This window comes from Plantactinospora sp. B6F1 (assembly GCF_040120695.1).
GTDB lineage: Bacteria > Actinomycetota > Actinomycetes > Mycobacteriales > Micromonosporaceae > Plantactinospora.
On sequence record NZ_JBEEAC010000033.1, the window covers coordinates 17555 to 32571 of the forward strand.

Consider the following 15017-nt stretch of genomic DNA (forward strand, 5'->3'; position numbering starts at 1 on the left):
GCGCCGGTAGGATGCGGGCATGAGCTCAGAGGCTGTTGGCAGGTACATGCCTCCGGTCGTGACGCTCGACGACCTCACGGCGATGATGGCCGCCGACGAGCATCACCGGTACGAGATCAGCCCTGAGGGAGTTCTCTCCATCATGCCGCCGCCCGGGTATGCCCATGCGATCATCGCGACGCGGCTGATGGTGTGGCTTGCCAACGGCGGAATTCCGGCCGATCGGATCGCGCAGGCGGTCGGCTTGCGGATCCAGGGTCGGAGCGGCGTCGGTGGACGCATTCCCGACCTGGTTGTGTGGAGCAAGGCCCAGGCTGACGGTGTCTGGCTGCCGGTCGCCGACGTACTCCTCGTGGTGGAGATTGTCTCGCCGGGCTCCGAGGGCGTGGACACGGTGACCAAACGCAACGAGTACGCGGTCGCCGGCATCCCGCAGTACTGGGTGGTCGACCAGGATCAGGCCCAGACCGTCACCATGCACCACCTGGACGGCGACCACTACGTAGTGCGGGCGAGCATGCCGTTGGCCTGGGTGCTCAACACCAGCCCGGCCGAACACGACCTCGGCTGAGACGAGGAGATGTGCCTGGTCAGCGGTAGACGTCCCGTCGGTTGCCGACCTTGACGACCGTCACGACCAGCACCGAGTCCTGGATGATGTACAAGACTCGGTAGTCGCCGATGCGCAAGCGATAGAGGTCCTTGCCGACCGCCATCTTGACGCAGCCGGATGGCCGTGGATTGTCCTGGAGTGCCTCGGTGGCATCCTTGACCCTGATTTGGGTCGGTTTGTCGAGTGCCTTGATCTGGCGGACCGCGGCCGGTCGGAACACGATCTCGTACCGGCCGCTCACACCCCCAGCTCCGCCCACAGTCGATCGGCGGGAACGGACTCACCGCGCTCTACCAGCGCTGCTGTCACGTCAGCTGCGTCCTGTTCGACTTCGGCGGCTTCGATGATCGCCAGGATCTGAGTCATCTGGGCCCTGGCCCATGCACGTAGACCGGGCGAGCGATTCTCGTCGTCGGCGATCGCGCGGACCCGGCTGAGCATCGTGTCCCAATCCACGTCATCGGGGATCGAAGGTTCGTCGTCTGCGAAGGCAGCCGTCATACCTGTGAGCTTAGTCCTCGGAGTCATACTGCGGCCGGACCCTGCGGGTAGGCGTTTGTAACCCTCCGTAGATGCCCGCGAGAGTGACTACATCCGGTAGCCGAGATTGACGAGTAGAAAGCCCTCGGCCGGGACGGCAGAGGGCTTTCTGTCTTCCGTTCGAGGTGCCGCAAGCTGCTGGGCTGGGCCAAGATCAGTGGTGCCGGCTGGCCAGGCCCACGAATGCCTGCCACTTCTCGGGGGTGAAGGTCAGCACCGGCCCCTGCTGGTCCTTGCTGTCCCGGACGAGAACCCGGCCGGGAAGGTTGTCGGCAACCTCCACACAGTTTCCGCCGTTCTGGCCGCTACGGCTGGACTTGCGCCAGCTCGGCTGCTGGGTCGTCATAGTCATTCACCAACCTCAAGATCAAGTCTCTCGACTGGTCGCACGGTAGCGCGACCGCAGCTATAGCGTGCCACGTTCGCTCCAGGTCCGTCACACGAGTTGGCTCCGCTATCACCCGGTCCTCATAGAAGTCGTCCAGGAGACCGACCGTGCCGCCGTCCTCCAGGATTGCCAGGGTGAACGATCCGCTGCGGCCGGCGTGCAGCCCGGCGGAGTCGGGGACGACGTGGATGAAGATGTTCGACCGGGCACCGGTGTCCGCCAGGTGCAGCAGTTGGTCCTTGGATATCTCCGGCGGGCCGCATCGGAGCGCGGCGGCGTCGATGATGAAGACGAAGGCGGGACGATCTTCCCGGTCGAGGATGGCGGCCTGCCGCTCCATTCGCTGGGCAACTCGGTTCGCCACCTCGTCGTCGGAGTGCAATCCCGTGCTGGCGAAAACCGCCCGCGCGTACGCCTCCGTCTGCAACAGACCGGGAATCAGGGTCGCCTGGAAGTAGCGGAGGATCACCGCCGTCTCCTCCACGTTTCGCCAGGGTCGGAACCAGCTCGGGCCCGGCTTCCGGTTCTTCCTGGCCTCGGTGGACAGTTTCTGGATCTCGTCGCCGGTCTCGAAAAATGCGTCCAGGGTCGCCGCCGTGTCCTGTTGCGGGGCGAGCCGGCTCGTCTCGAACGCCGCAATCAGTGACTTGCTGACCTGCACCGACTCCGCTACCTGATCTTGGGTGACGCCTCGCTCGGCCCGCAGTCCCTTGAGCCGCGCCGGAAGATTACTCACGTTCAGTGCCCTTCTGTAGCCGCCTGCGATCCGGAGTATCCGTCCTTTGTGCCCGCCGATTATCTTCCGTCACCGCGCGATCACGGTCCAGGGTGGAATTCGGCGGAGGCATCGAATCGGCCCCGCCCCGGCTACTTCCAGGAGGTGACGGATGCGTTTTCACCGAGTACGGCGAATACACCGACGGGACTGGCGGCGGTTGTGGCGATACTGCCGATGCGGGTGCCGCTGGCGCTGCCCGGATGCCCATCCCTTGGCGGCGGCACCGCCGAGACCCTGGGAACCGCCACCGATTCCGGCACTGACCCGCCGGGAGTACCGGGCAGCCGTCCGCGCCATGCCGGCCGTGCCGACCATGCCGCAGGTCGTCGCCCCCAGCCTGGAAGCCCTGGCCTCGCCGTCGCCATCCCGCCGGACGACCAATCAACGGGCCGGGCTGGACGGGCACACCAGCGGCCGAGCCGGCAACCTCACCCCGGCGCAGCGACATCGCGCTCGGCTACGCCAGCGGGTGTGACCGGTGTCGGGCCGCAGGAGCGGTGGTACAGGTTCGCCGCACGGCGGCGTCGCAGCACCGGCGTGCACGTCCCGGCGCACCCGTCGTACCGCTGCCGTGACTGCGGCAACGCCTGGCCCTGTCCACAGGCACGGCTCGCCCTGCTGATCGGTTTCCAGGGCGACCGGGTGGGCCTGCTGGTGTACCTCGCCGGACACCTCGCCCGCGCCCTGGAAGAACTCCCCGACACGCACCCCGCACTGATCGCCGGGCAGATCCTGCACTGGGTGCCCCGGCGCCACTGACCCCGCCTCATCACCCGATCAGGCCCGCCCCGGACCACCCGCCTTTCCCCCTGGTCCGGGGCGGGTCGCGTTGCGCGGGCCAGACAAGAAAACCGGCACGCTACCAATCAGATCCAACAGCCTGGAAGCCGGACCCGAAAATCGTTCAGTCGCAGCGGATCGTTGATCGGTAACTCACATTCGTCTCGTACCAGTACCCGATGGTTTTAGATCCGGGCCAGCGCGGCGCGAAGCGGGTCCAGGCCGAGCGAGCCCAGGTCGAGCGCCGCCCGGTGGAACTCCTTCAGGTCGAAGTCGGCGCCCTTGCGCGCCTTCGCGTCCTCCCGGGCCTGCAACCAGATCCGCTCGCCGACCTTGTACGACGGTGCCTGCCCCGGCCAGCCCAGATAGCGGTTCAGCTCGAACCGCAGGTTCTCGTCCGGTACCCGGCAGTGCGCCCGCATGAACTCCCAGCCCAGCTCGGGCGTCCAGCGCTCGCCCGGGTGGAAGCCGAACGGGTTGTCCCGGGGGATCTCCAGCTCCAGGTGCATGCCGATGTCCACGATCACCCGGGCGGCCCGGAACGCCTGCCCGTCGAGCATGCCGAGCTTGTCGCCGGGGTCGGCGAGGTAGCCCAGCTCGTCCATCAGCCGCTCGGAGTAGAGCGCCCAGCCCTCGCCGTGCCCGGACGACCAGGAGAGCAGTCGCTGCCAGCGGTTGAGCAGGTCGGCCCGGACCTGGGTCTGCGCGATCTGGAGGTGGTGCCCGGGTACGCCCTCGTGGAAGACGGTGGTCACCTCGCGCCAGGTGGAGAACTCGGTGATGCCCTGCGGCACGGCCCACCACATCCGGCCCGGCCGGGAGAAGTCCTCGCTCGGGCCGGTGTAGTAGATGCCGCCGTCGCTGGTCGGCGCGAGGCAGCACTCGATCCGGCGGACCTGCTCGGGGATGTCGAAGTGCGTGCCGTGCAGCTCGGCGATCGCCTTGTCTGCCAGCGCCTGCATCCAGTCCCGGAACGCCTCCTTGCCCTGGATCCGCCGGGCCGGGTCGGCGTCCAGCGCGGTAACCGCCGCGTCGGTGCTGGCGCCGGGGCCCGCGATCTCCGCGGCCACCGCGCGCATCTCGGCCTCCAGCCGGGCCAGCTCCTCGAACCCCCAGGCGTACGTCTCCGTCAGGTCGACCCGGGCACCGAGGAAGTACTGCGAGGCGAGTTCGTACCGGTCCCGCCCGGCGGCCTGCTTGGCCCGGCCCAGCGGGGCCAGCTCGTTGCGCAGGAAGTGCCCGAACTCGGCGGTGGCGGCGGTGGCCGCCGCGGCGCCCCGGCGCAGCTCGGCGGCGAGCGCCGGGTCGGCCTGCAGCCGCTCGACCAGGGAGTGGAAGAAGTTGTCGCCGCCCGGGTCGGTCCAGATGTCGCACTGCTTGGCGACCTCGACGATCTGGGTACGGGAGCTGACGTGTCCCGCCTCCGCGGCGGTACGCAGCGTGGTCTTGTACGCGTCGAGCGCCCCGGCGAACTGGCCCAGCCGGGCGGCGATGTTGCCGACCGCCTCGGCGCCCTCGGCCGGCATCAGGTCGAAGACCTGCCGGAGTTCGTGCAGTCCGCTGGCGATGACGTTCAGTTCGCTGGCGGTCTCGCCCGCGTCGTACCGGGCGAGTTCCAGGCCGAGCCGCTCCTGCATCGCCTCCTTGGCGGTCCGCTCCGCCTCGGAGTCCGGCTCGGTGGCGTCGAGGGCGGCCAGCGTACGCCGGGTCAGCTCGGCCTGTGCCGCGAGGCCGTCCGGCGAGAGGTCACCGAGCTGGTCGTCGTATCCGGCGATGCCGACGAAGGTCGCGCCGAGCGGATTGAGCCGGGCCCACTCGTCGACGTAGCGGTCGGCCAACTCGTTGATTCGTCCCACGCCCCGAACCCTACGTGATCGGCCAGGCTCCATTCATCCGCGTAACGCCCCTCGGCGTGCGCGGCGGGGGCCGGACCGGTCAGGGCAGAAGTTCGCGTGGATCGAAGTCGATCTCGAAGGGCTCGCTCGCCCGGAGTCGCTGCCCGCAGACCGCCTCGGCGGTGCGCTGGTATGCGCCGTCGGTCAGGGTGAAGAACTCGACGGAGGCGTGCCGGAGCCGGCGGACGATCTCCACCCGCATGAAGTACGGCACCCCGCCCTCGGCACAGCGTTTCGGCTTGTCGACGAAGTCCTGCTTCCGGCTGCCGGGTGAGACGAACTCGACCGCCATCGTGCAGAGCCGGACCGGCACCCACTTGTCCTCTTCGTCGGTCTGCGGCAGGGCGTGCAGGATCGTGACGTCCGGCTGGATCCACTGCCGCAACTCGAACGTGAGATTGACCGGGCCATATACATAGAACCCGGCTGCCTGGGCGGCCGGTCGGAGCAGGTGGGCGAGCGTCATCTCGCCGTAGCTGTTGGCGCCGACTTCTGCCGGGGTCATCACTAACCTTCCGTCGATGCACTCGTAACGTGCGGTAGGCAGTTCCGGCAGCGGAAGATAGCGGTCGGCGAGCTGGGTTGTCCACATGCCGTCGAAGTCGACCAGCGGATCGAACTGTGCCGGCATCGCCATGGGTCACCTCCTCGACGCAGTCGACGTTACCAACCGGACCGGACGACGTGTGGCGCCCGCCACGAGGTCCGAAAATCGCGAGACAATGTCGTACCCCTGGCGCAGAGTGTCAGGAGTGACAAGCGCTACCACCCCTGACAAGGCCGCGCTCCGGTCGTGGCTGCCGGGCTTCTTCGTCCTCGGTGCGATCTGGGGATCGAGCTTCCTCTTCATCAAGGTCGGGATCCGCGAGATGCACCCGGTCTACGTCACCCTCGGCCGGGTCGGCGCCGGCGCCATCACCCTGCTCGTCGTGCTGGCGGTGCTCCGCGACCGGCTGCCCCGGGATCCGGTGCTCTGGCTGCACACCGCCCTCTACTCGGCGGTCGGGATCGCCCTGCCGTTCACCCTCTTCGGCTACGGCGAGCAGCGGGTCTCCTCGATGCTCGCCGGCATCTGGAACGCGACCACCCCACTGGTGGTGCTCCCGCTGGCGGTGCTGGTGTTCCGGACCGAGCGGATGACCGTGCGCCGGGGGGTGGGACTCGGGCTGGGCTTCGTCGGGGTGCTGGTGGTGCTGGGCGTGTGGCAGGGGCTCGGCGGTGCCCAGTTCACCGGCCAGCTGTTCTGCCTCGGGGCGGCGGCCTGTTACGGCGTGGCCATCCCGTACCAGAAACGCTTCGTCGCCGGCCGGGCCGAGTCCGGGCTGGCGCTCTCGGCGGCGCAGTTGCTGATGGCGACGGCGCAGCTCGCGATCGCCGCACCGCTGATCGGAGGTGCCCCGCCGGCACCGACCCGGCTCTCCGGTGAGGTCATCGCCAGCGTCCTGGCACTGGGTGCGCTCGGCACCGGCCTCGCCTTCGTGATCAACCTGCGCAACATCCGGGTGGCCGGGGCGAGCACGGCCTCGACGGTCACCTACGTCATCCCGATCTTCGCCGTCCTGATCGGGGTGCTGGCGCTCAACGAGCACCTGGCCTGGCACCAGCCGGTCGGCGCGGCGATCGTACTGGCCGGGGTGGCGGTCTCGCAGGGCCTGTTCAGCCGGCGACGCCAACCGGCCGTGCCGGCCGGCATGCCGCCGGAGCTGACCCCGTCAGCCCGAGTGTGAGCCGGCCCAGTCGAGCAGCGCCTCGGCCGACCAGGTGTTGACGACCCGCTCCGCCGGTACGCCGCACCGGGCGGCCCGCTCGCAGCCGAACCGCTGCCAGTCGAGCTGGCCCGGTGCGTGCGCGTCTGTGTTGATCGCGAACCGGCAGCCCGCCTCGACGGCCAGCCGGATCAGCCGCTTCGGCGGGTCCTGCCGTTCCGGACGGGAGTTGATCTCGACCGCCTTGTCGTACTCGGCACAGGCGGCGAAGACGGCGTCGGCGTCGAAGTCGCTCGGCGGCCGGGTGCGCGCCCGGTGTCCCCGGTCGCCCGGACCGGTCACCCCGGGCGGTCGGGCCGCGACCATCCGCCCGGTGCAGTGCCCGAGGATGTCCAGGTGCGGGTTGGCGACCGCCGCCAGCATCCGCCTGGTCATCCGCGCCTTCGGGTCCCGCAGGTTGCTGTGCACCGAGCCGACCACCACGTCGAGCCGGGCCAGCAGTTCCTCGTCCTGGTCCAGCGAGCCGTCGTCGAGGATGTCGACCTCGATCCCGGTGAGGATCCGGAAACCCTCCGGCAGCGCGTCGTTGACCGCGGCGACGTAGTCGAGCTGCCGGCGCAGCCGGGCGGCGGTCAGCCCCCGGGCCACGGTCAGCCGGGGCGAGTGGTCGGTCAGTACCAGATACTCGTGCCCCAGCTCGACGGCGGCGAGTGCCATCTCCTCGATCGGCGAACCCCCGTCCGACCAGTCGGAGTGGGTGTGGCAGTCACCGCGCAGCGCCGCCCGCAGCGCGGCGGCCTCCTCGTCCAGGTCGAGCCCCTCGGTGGCGAGCAGCCGACGCAGATAGACCGGCTCCTCGCCACGCAGCGACTCGGTCACGGTCCGCGCGGTCACGTCGCCGACGCCGGAGAGTTCGGTCAGGGTGCCCGCCCCGGCCCGGGTCGCCAGCTCCTCGGCGGGCAGCTCGGCCAGGGTCTTCGCGGCCGACCGGAACGCCTTGACCCGGAAGCTGGCCTCGTTCGCCCGCTCCAGCAGGAAGGCGATCCGACGGAGGTCGGCGATGGGGTCGCGGCCGGTCATGCCGATCAGGTTAGCCGCGGAGGCCAGCATTCCGTCCGGCCAGCGGCCGGCGCCGGGGCGGCCGCCGGCTCGCCCGGCCCGGAATGCCGCCGTACCCTGGCCGTCATGCGCACGATCGACTGGGTTGACGGTGCCGTCGAACTCATCGACCAGACCGCCCTGCCGGGTCGGCTCACCGTCCTCCGGTTGACCGCCGTCGAGGACCTGGTCGGGGCGATCCAGCGGCTCGCGGTACGCGGCGCCCCGGCGCTCGGCGTGGCCGGTGCGCTCGGCGTCGCCCTCGCCGCACACCAGCCGGGCGACGTGGCGGCGGCGGTACGCCGGCTGGAGACCGCTCGGCCGACGGCGGTGAACCTGGCCCGGGGCGTACGCCGGGCCGCCGCCCGGCTGCCGGAGGGCGCCGACGCGGTTCTCGCCGAGGCGCTGGCGATCCGGGACGAGGAGATCGCCGCCTCGGCAGCGATGGCCAGGCTCGGCGCCGACCTGCTGGCCGAACTCTGTGGCGCGCGGCCCCGGCTGCTCACCCACTGCAACACCGGCGCGCTGGCGGCGGTGGTCGGCGGTACCGCCCTCGGGGTGGTACTCGAACTGCACCGGCGGGACGCGCTCGGCGCGGTACTGGCCAGCGAGACCCGGCCACTGTTGCAGGGCGCCCGGCTGACCGCCTGGGAACTGGGCCGGGCCGGGGTGCCGTACCGGGTGGCGGTGGACGGGGCGGGCCCGTTCCTGATGGCCCGGGGCGAGGTCGACGGGGTGGTGCTCGGCGCCGACCGGATCTGCGCCAACGGCGACGTGATCAACAAGATCGGCACGTACGCGCACGCGCTCGGCGCCCGCCGGGCCGGCATCCCGTTCGTCGTCGTCGCGCCGGAGTCGACCGTCGACCTCGACACGGCCGGGGGTGACCAGGTCGAGATCGAGGACCGGGGTGCCGACGAGGTGCTGTCGTACGGCCGGACGCCACGCCCGCCGGAGGGCCGGGTCTCCCGGCAGCCCGAAGCCGGTCGACCAGGCGGGTCGGAGACCGGGACGGAGGCCGGTCGAGCGGGCGGGCCGGGCGGTGATCGACCGGCCGGGCCCGACGGCGCCGACGCGGTCAATCCCGCCTTCGACGTGACCCCGTACGAGCTGGTCACGGCGATCGTCACCGAGCGGCGGGTGATCAGGCTGGATCGGGGGGAGCGGGTCTGACCGCGGTGACCGTACGCCGGTCCTCGGCGACCCGGGTCACCCAGCCACCCGCCCGGCCGAGCCGGAGCAGCGCGTCCGGTCGGGCCGGCAGGTCCACCGGGGCGCCGGGTCGGGCCGGCCAGGTCCGCCGGGCCGCCGAACCGGGCGCCAGCCAGTCCCGCAGCGCGCCGATCGGGTCCGCCGAACCGAGCGCGCTGCGGGCGCCGTCCAACTCCCGCAGTACCGCGTCCAGCGCCGGCCCGACCGCGGCGGCGTTGCCGCCGCACATCGCGGCGACCAGGTCGGGCCGGGTCGCCGCGACCCGGGTGCCGTCCCGGAACGAGCCGGCGGCGAGGGTGCCGGCCAGCGGATCGCCGGCGGCGACCGCCGCGATCGCGGTGGCCAGCAGATGCGGTACGTGGCTGACGGCAGCCACCGCACGGTCGTGCTCGGCGGCGACCGCCGGTACCACCCGGGCACCGATACCGGTCAGCAACGCGGCCAGCTCCAGCCAGTCCGCCAGCTGGGTCAGCCCCGGTTCGAGGCAGAGCACCCAGGCACAGCCGGTGAAGAGAGCCGGATCCGCGGCACCGAACCCGGAGGTCTCCCGGCCGGCCATCGGGTGCCCGCCGACGAACCCGGCCCGCCGGTCGGTACCGCCGTGCAGGTGCCGGTCGACCAGGGCGCGTACCGGTTCCTTTACCGAGGTGACGTCGGTGACCAACCCGGTGTAGCCGGCGGCGGAGAGCTCGTCGAGCACCCCGGCAACCGCCGGCAGCGGTACGGCGATCACCACCAGTTCGGCGCCGGCCACCGCGTCGCGTACCGTCCGGGCGACCTGCCAGCGGTGCGCCGGCGGCGCCTGCGCGGCAGCGGTTCGGGCGGTGGCCCTGGTCGCCGGGTCGGCGTCGTGGCCGAGCACCGCATGCCCGGCCGAGGCCAGTGCCCGCAGCACCGAACCGCCGATGAGACCGAGCCCGATCACCGCGACGTCCACGACCGGAACTCTCGCACACCGGCCCGGGCTACGGCGCCGTCGGGCAGCCCTTGTCGGCGCGCCACTGCCGCACCTTCGCGGCCGGTGACGTGTTCCGCTTCTTACGCCAGGCGTCCAGGAACGACGCCGGCCAGACCACGCCGCGGCGGATCCACCAGTCGGCGGTCTTCTGGCACGGCGGTGAGATGCCGAAGTGCAGGTGGCAGACGTTGTTGGCGTTGCCGGTCCGGCCGACCGTGCCGACCTGCTGACCGGCGCGCACCCGGACGCCCGCCTCGATCCCGTCGGCGACGTTGGTCAGGTGCGAACCGTAGTAGCGGACCCCGTCGTCGCCGAGCAGCGAGACCGCCTTGCCGCCGTTGTTCGGGCCCTGCGGGCCGGTCTTGCGGTACCGGTCGACCCGGCTCACCTCGAGGATCTGGCCGTTCGTGACGGCGACCACCGGCGCGCCGCAGTTGGCGAAGATGTCGGTGGCCGGGTACACCGAGTGGGTCGGATGGTAGGCGACGTTGCCGGTCCGGACCGGGAAGACGTACCGGTGGGCGCCGCTGGTCGTCGGCGGCGGGGTCGGCTTCCTCGACGCCGGATCGGAAGGCTGCGGGCCGGTCGTCGGCGCGGCGCTCGGGATGCCCTCGGCGGCCGGACTCGTGGCCGACGTCCCCATCGGCTCGAAGGCGGGTGCGCCGGTCGGCTGCCGGGTACCGGCGCAGCCGGCGGCGAGCGCCGTCACCGTCACCAGCAGGACGGTGACCCACAGCGGTCGACGGCCGATCCGGCCCGGTCCGGCTGATCCTCCCCATGACATTCGGCCATAGTGGCAGACCGGTCCGGAGCGCGCCGGCCGTACCCGGAGCCGCCGGTACCGGACGACATCCGTACCGCCGTCGGGTCCGCCGTACCGGCCTCGTCCGTGCCGTCAGCGGGGTACCGGGTTGCTGGCCGGCCCGGGTCGCGATCCGTTCGTCCGCCGGTGCCCGGCGGGTAGGCTGCGAACGGCGTGGAGTCACCGGTGGGGTGGAGAGGAGCGGTGTCATGGCGGGACAGCCGGCTCTGCCGCCCCGGTCCGGCGTACCGCACCCCGGGCAGCCGCAGCCCGGGTCGCCACCGCCGGGGGTCGGGCCCCGGCAGGTCTGGCAGCCGCGACCCTTCGGCCACACTCCGTCCGGGCTGTTCCCGGCCAGCCCGCCGCCCGTGCACACCCACCCGACCTACCGGGAGCCCCATCCGGTACGCCCCGGCTCGGTCGTCGCGGGAGCCGCCTCCGCCGCTGCCTGGCTGGTCGCCTTCGGCCTGCTCGGTCACGGCCTGCGCGGGTACGTGCTCTGGACGCTGCTGGCCGGCGGGGTGGCCTGGCTCGTCGCGCTGCTGCTGACGCAGCGGGGCAACCGGGGAGCCGGCGCGGGCATCGCCCTGGCCACCGGCGTGGGCTGGGCGATCGCCGCGGCCGCCCTCGCGACGCGCTGGTCCACCAGCGCCGACTGGCCGCTGTGGTAGCCGGCACGACATCCGCGGGTATCCGGCACGACAGCCGCGCTGAGTGATGCGATCGCTGCGCACCGCGATCGGTCTTGACGAATCGGGCCCGACTCGGCACTCTCGGCGGTATGGCCTGGACAGAGCATCGGCTCGACCCTGAACGCAGCCGTCGTCGGTTGCAGCTCCTCGCCGAGCTTGCCGGGGCGAAGTCGGTGCGGGAGCGCGAACACCCTCGACGTGCCCGCGTCGACCGCCTGCGTGAACTGATCGCCACCCGTCGCCGCCTGGCGAACTGACCGGCAGCCCCGTCCACCTCGATTCCCCGCCTCTCCTTCGGGGCGTTGCGTGGGCTCTGCCGGATACGACCGGATACCGTCACGCGTGACAGAGAGCCGGCTGGGCACCGTGAAGTCGGCGTGATGTGCGGCTGGGGGCCGCTGGGTAATTGGGGGGACCGTGTCGTACTTTGCTGCGGCGGTGGTGCGCCGCCCGTCCGGCTGGGCCGCGACAGAAGTTGATCTCAATGGTGCGGCGGACATCGACGAGGTCGCCGAGCTGCTCCGCGACGTCGACCAGGACGCCGAGATCTCGCTGCTGTTCGTCGAGGCCGACGACGCCTACCTGACCATCATGCGTCTCGACGAGGGCGAGGACCTGCGTATCTTCGGCTCGGACTCGGCGTTCGCCGAGGAGTCGCGGCTCGGCGCCCTGCTGGTCGGCGACATCAAGGCCCCGGTCCTGGGCATCGACGACGTGGTCGAGCCGGTGGAGCGGATGGCCGGGCCGACCGGTGACGACGACGAGAACGAACCGGCCGTCGATCCGGACGCCGACCCGGTCGGTGACGCCGACCTCCTCGCCGACCTCGGCATCTCGGCCCATCGCCTGCTCGCGCTCTGCGCGCACGAGGGGATGCTCCCGGCCGACGTGACGGCCGAGGTCTGCCAGATCATCGGCTGCGGCAACCAGGTCGAGGACCTCCGCGAGGCGTGACTGGACCGACGGGCCGACCCGGCGGCGAGCCGGACCCGCCGCTGACCGGGCGCCGGCACCGGCACGAGGCGTGGATGCGGCGCGCGCTGGAGGTCTCCCGCGCCGCACCCGGGCCGGTCGGCGCCCCGCCCAGCCGCCCGGCCGAGGTGACGGCCGTCGAGCCGCCCGCCGACGACGTCCCGGTCGGAGCCGTGGTCTACGGCCCCGACGGTACGGAGTTGGCGAGCGCCCGCAACGAACGCGAACTGACCGGCGACCCGACCGCGCACGCCGAGATCCTGGCCCTGCGCCGGGCCGCCCGGGCGGTCGGCGCCTGGCGGCTGACCGGTTGCACCCTGGTGGTGACCCTGGAGCCGTGCACGATGTGCGCCGGTGCGCTGGTCCTCGCCCGGATCTCCACGCTCGTCTTCGGCGCTTGGGAGCCGAAGACCGGTGCGGTGGGTTCGCTCTGGGACGTCGTACGCGACCGGCGACTCAACCACCACCCCGAGGTGTACGGCGGTGTCCTGGCCGCCGAATGCGCTGCCGCGCTCCGCGCCTTCTTCCGCTGACCCCGGTTCTGCACAGGACGTGCCCACGTTGTGCACACCCTTGTGGATAACTCGGCACGCCTGTGGAAAACTCTCGCGCCAGCACAGCCCGGCCCCTCGGAGCAGCCGGCGTCAGGGCAGCCCGGCCCGGGGCGCGACGATCGTCGCCGGAACGGCCGGCGGGGCGTACGCCGGAACGGCCCGGACCGGGAGCTCGGCCGGCAGCAGGACCGTCACGACCAGCCCACCCCCGGGCCGGGGCTCGGCCCGGACCGAACCGCCGTGCGCGCCGGCGACCGCCCGGACGATCGACAACCCGAGACCGAAGCCGCGCCCGCCGCCGACCCGCTCCTGACGCAGCCGCCGGAACGGCTGGAAGATCGTCTCGACCTCGTACCCCGGCACCAGCGGCCCGGTGTTCGCCACCACCAGGGTCGCCCAGCCGTCGACCGTGGCGGTGTTGAGCCAGACCTGGCCGCCGGTCGGGACGTTGTGCCGGAGCGCGTTCTCCAGCAGGTTCTGGGTCAGCCGTTCCAGCAGTACCGGGTCTCCGGCGGTGGGCGCCGGCCCCAGGTGTCGGTGCACCGGCAGCTCCGTACGCATCTGCTCGGCCACGTGTCCGGCCAGTTCGGCGAGGTCGAGCGGCGTACGCTCCACCACCTGCTGATCCGAGTCGGCCAGGGTGAGCAGCCCGTCGATCAGCCGCTCGTGCCGCTCGTTGACCGCCAGCAGCGTCTCGCCGAGCTGCTTCAGCTCGGCCGGCGCGTCCGGCCGGGTGACCGCGAGTTCCAGCAGGGACCGGTTCAGCGCCAGCGGCGTACGCAGCTCGTGCGAGGCGTTGGCGACGAACCGCCGCTGACCGTCGAAGGACTGGTCCAGCCGTTCCAGCATCAGGTCGAAGGTGTCGGCGAGTTCCCTGACCTCGTCCCGGGGGCCGTCCAACGCGATCCGCTCGTGGAGCCCGCGACCGGCGGTGCCGGCTCCGGCGATCCGCCGCGCGGTGCCGGTGATCTGGTGCAGCGGTTGCAGCGCCCGGCCGGCGATCAACCAGCCGAAGGCGAAGGCGGTCGCCGAGACCACGGCGAGCGCGATGCCGCCCTGGGTGAGCAGGGTCTCCAGGGCGTTCTCCCGCGCCTCGTCCTGGATCTGCCGGGCGAAGACCCGGAGCTGCTCGGCGCTCTCCGGGGTGATCACCCGGTCGGCGGAGGGCTGGGGCAGCCGGGCCGAGTTCAGCGTGACCCCGAACGTTCCGGGCATCCGCTGCTCGACCAGTACGTAGGTGACGGCGAGCAGCACCATCCCGGCGAGCAGGAAGAGGCCGCCGTAGACCACTGTCAGGCGGGCGCGGATCGTCAGTCGTTTCACCGGATCTGGTACCCCACTCCCGGCACGGTCTCGACGATCTGCGGATCGCCGAGCTTGCGGCGCAGCTTCATCACGGTCACCCGGACCACGTTGGTGAACGGGTCGATGTGCTCGTCCCAGGCCCGCTCCAGCAGCTCCTCGGCGGAGACCACCGCACCGCCGGCCCGCATCAGCTCGGCCAGTACCGCGAACTCCTTGCGGGAGAGGGCGACGTACCGGCCGTCGCGGTAGACCTCGTGCCGGGCCGGGTCGACGACCAGACCGGCCCGGGTCAGTTTCGGCGGCGCGGCGGGCCGGGCCCGCCGGACCAGCGCGTGGACCCGGGCCGAGAGCTCGACCAGCGCGAACGGCTTGATCAGGTAGTCGTCGGCGCCCAGCGCCAGCCCGGCGACCCGGTCCCGGACCGCAGCCGCCGCGGTGAGCATCAGCACCCGGGTCCCGCCTCCACCCTCGACGACCGCCCGGCACACGTCGTCGCCGTGCACCACCGGCAGGTCCCGGTCGAGCACCACCACGTCGTAGTCGTTGACGCCGAGCCGCTCCAGGGCCGCGTCGCCGTCGTACGCGACGTCGACCGCGAACGCCTCCCGGCGCAGCCACTCGGCGACGGCATCCGCCAACAGCTTCTCGTCCTCCACCACCAATACCCGCACCGTCCCATGGTGACTCGGTCGCGGATAACCCCGTCGTAAACGTCGACGGTTAC

At 71.8% G+C, this 15017-nt stretch carries 20 protein-coding genes; 9 read left to right on the forward strand and 11 right to left on the reverse strand.

The window, feature by feature from the left end; translation table 11 throughout:
* Positions 1-19: 19 nt before the first annotated feature.
* Entirely contained in the window at positions 20-571 is a 552-nt protein-coding gene (locus ABNF97_RS28145) for a Uma2 family endonuclease (RefSeq protein WP_349340386.1), read from the forward strand.
* A gap of 19 nt (positions 572-590) precedes the next feature.
* Here the strand turns inward: ABNF97_RS28145 and ABNF97_RS28150 are convergent, their stop codons facing one another.
* The 4 genes from ABNF97_RS28150 to ABNF97_RS28165 form a co-directional block, all read right to left on the reverse strand.
* Positions 591-854 carry a type II toxin-antitoxin system RelE family toxin gene (locus tag ABNF97_RS28150; protein ID WP_349340387.1) on the reverse strand — a complete coding sequence of 88 codons (264 nt, stop codon included), beginning with the start codon at positions 852-854 and terminating at the stop codon, positions 591-593.
* A complete protein-coding gene (locus tag ABNF97_RS28155; protein WP_349340388.1) occupies positions 851-1114 on the reverse strand; it encodes a hypothetical protein in 264 nt (87 codons plus the stop codon). Before ABNF97_RS28155 ends, ABNF97_RS28150 begins: the two co-directional genes overlap by 4 nt.
* A gap of 193 nt (positions 1115-1307) precedes the next feature.
* Positions 1308-1499 (reverse strand): DUF397 domain-containing protein, encoded by a 192-nt coding sequence (locus ABNF97_RS28160; protein WP_349340389.1) that lies wholly within the window; start codon positions 1497-1499, stop codon positions 1308-1310.
* A complete protein-coding gene (locus tag ABNF97_RS28165; RefSeq protein WP_349340390.1) occupies positions 1459-2277 on the reverse strand; it encodes a helix-turn-helix domain-containing protein in 819 nt (272 codons plus the stop codon). The genes ABNF97_RS28160 and ABNF97_RS28165 overlap by 41 nt, the downstream gene beginning before the upstream one ends.
* A gap of 346 nt (positions 2278-2623) precedes the next feature.
* On the opposite strand from ABNF97_RS28165, the gene ABNF97_RS28170 reads away from it, so the two are divergent.
* The gene (locus ABNF97_RS28170; RefSeq protein ID WP_349340391.1) at positions 2624-2794 is read left to right on the forward strand and encodes a hypothetical protein; all 171 of its coding nucleotides are present in this window, start codon (positions 2624-2626) and stop codon (positions 2792-2794) included.
* On the forward strand, positions 2791-3078 hold the full coding sequence (locus ABNF97_RS28175) for a flavin reductase (protein ID WP_349340392.1): 288 nt from the start codon (positions 2791-2793) through the stop codon (positions 3076-3078). The genes ABNF97_RS28170 and ABNF97_RS28175 overlap by 4 nt, the downstream gene beginning before the upstream one ends.
* Positions 3079-3284: 206 nt before the next feature.
* Here the strand turns inward: ABNF97_RS28175 and ABNF97_RS28180 are convergent, their stop codons facing one another.
* Together ABNF97_RS28180 and ABNF97_RS28185 are read right to left on the reverse strand one after the other, a co-directional pair.
* Positions 3285-4955: a DUF885 domain-containing protein gene (locus ABNF97_RS28180; RefSeq protein WP_349340393.1), complete on the reverse strand. Its 1671-nt coding sequence runs from the start codon at positions 4953-4955 to the stop codon at positions 3285-3287.
* Between the two features lie 79 nt (positions 4956-5034).
* Positions 5035-5631 (reverse strand): Uma2 family endonuclease, encoded by a 597-nt coding sequence (locus ABNF97_RS28185; RefSeq protein ID WP_349340394.1) that lies wholly within the window; start codon positions 5629-5631, stop codon positions 5035-5037.
* A gap of 115 nt (positions 5632-5746) precedes the next feature.
* Between ABNF97_RS28185 and ABNF97_RS28190 the strand changes: the two genes are divergently transcribed.
* The gene (locus ABNF97_RS28190; protein WP_349340395.1) at positions 5747-6721 is read left to right on the forward strand and encodes a DMT family transporter; all 975 of its coding nucleotides are present in this window, start codon (positions 5747-5749) and stop codon (positions 6719-6721) included.
* On the opposite strand, the gene ABNF97_RS28195 is transcribed toward ABNF97_RS28190, so the two are convergent.
* Positions 6707-7780, reverse strand: coding sequence for a PHP domain-containing protein (locus ABNF97_RS28195; RefSeq protein WP_130465520.1), 1074 nt, complete (start codon positions 7778-7780; stop codon positions 6707-6709). The genes ABNF97_RS28190 and ABNF97_RS28195 overlap by 15 nt on opposite strands.
* 105 nt (positions 7781-7885) lie before the next feature.
* Between ABNF97_RS28195 and mtnA the strand changes: the two genes are divergently transcribed.
* Positions 7886-8971 carry an S-methyl-5-thioribose-1-phosphate isomerase gene (gene mtnA, locus ABNF97_RS28200; RefSeq protein WP_349340396.1) on the forward strand — a complete coding sequence of 362 codons (1086 nt, stop codon included), beginning with the start codon at positions 7886-7888 and terminating at the stop codon, positions 8969-8971.
* Here mtnA and ABNF97_RS28205 read toward each other — a convergent pair.
* Positions 8943-9947, reverse strand: coding sequence for a prephenate dehydrogenase/arogenate dehydrogenase family protein (locus ABNF97_RS28205; RefSeq protein ID WP_349340397.1), 1005 nt, complete (start codon positions 9945-9947; stop codon positions 8943-8945). The genes mtnA and ABNF97_RS28205 overlap by 29 nt on opposite strands.
* 28 nt (positions 9948-9975) lie before the next feature.
* Positions 9976-10752: a M23 family metallopeptidase gene (locus ABNF97_RS28210; protein WP_349340398.1), complete on the reverse strand. Its 777-nt coding sequence runs from the start codon at positions 10750-10752 to the stop codon at positions 9976-9978.
* Between the two features lie 362 nt (positions 10753-11114).
* Here ABNF97_RS28210 and ABNF97_RS28215 point away from each other — a divergent pair, with 362 nt between their 5' ends.
* From ABNF97_RS28215 to ABNF97_RS28230, 4 genes are all read left to right on the forward strand, one after another.
* On the forward strand, positions 11115-11441 hold the full coding sequence (locus ABNF97_RS28215) for a hypothetical protein (RefSeq protein WP_130466391.1): 327 nt from the start codon (positions 11115-11117) through the stop codon (positions 11439-11441).
* Positions 11442-11551: 110 nt separating this feature from the next.
* The gene (locus ABNF97_RS28220) at positions 11552-11719 is read left to right on the forward strand and encodes a hypothetical protein (protein WP_165436896.1); all 168 of its coding nucleotides are present in this window, start codon (positions 11552-11554) and stop codon (positions 11717-11719) included.
* Between the two features lie 160 nt (positions 11720-11879).
* Entirely contained in the window at positions 11880-12416 is a 537-nt protein-coding gene (locus ABNF97_RS28225; protein ID WP_130465516.1) for a tRNA adenosine deaminase-associated protein, read from the forward strand.
* Between the two features lie 74 nt (positions 12417-12490).
* Positions 12491-12967 (forward strand): nucleoside deaminase, encoded by a 477-nt coding sequence (locus tag ABNF97_RS28230; protein WP_349340419.1) that lies wholly within the window; start codon positions 12491-12493, stop codon positions 12965-12967.
* Positions 12968-13078: 111 nt separating this feature from the next.
* Here the strand turns inward: ABNF97_RS28230 and ABNF97_RS28235 are convergent, their stop codons facing one another.
* Entirely contained in the window at positions 13079-14311 is a 1233-nt protein-coding gene (locus ABNF97_RS28235) for an ATP-binding protein (RefSeq protein ID WP_130465514.1), read from the reverse strand.
* Complete coding sequence (locus ABNF97_RS28240) at positions 14308-14964, reverse strand: response regulator (RefSeq protein ID WP_130465513.1); 657 nt, start codon at positions 14962-14964, stop codon at positions 14308-14310. Before ABNF97_RS28240 ends, ABNF97_RS28235 begins: the two co-directional genes overlap by 4 nt.
* Between the last annotated feature and the right edge of the window lie 53 nt (positions 14965-15017).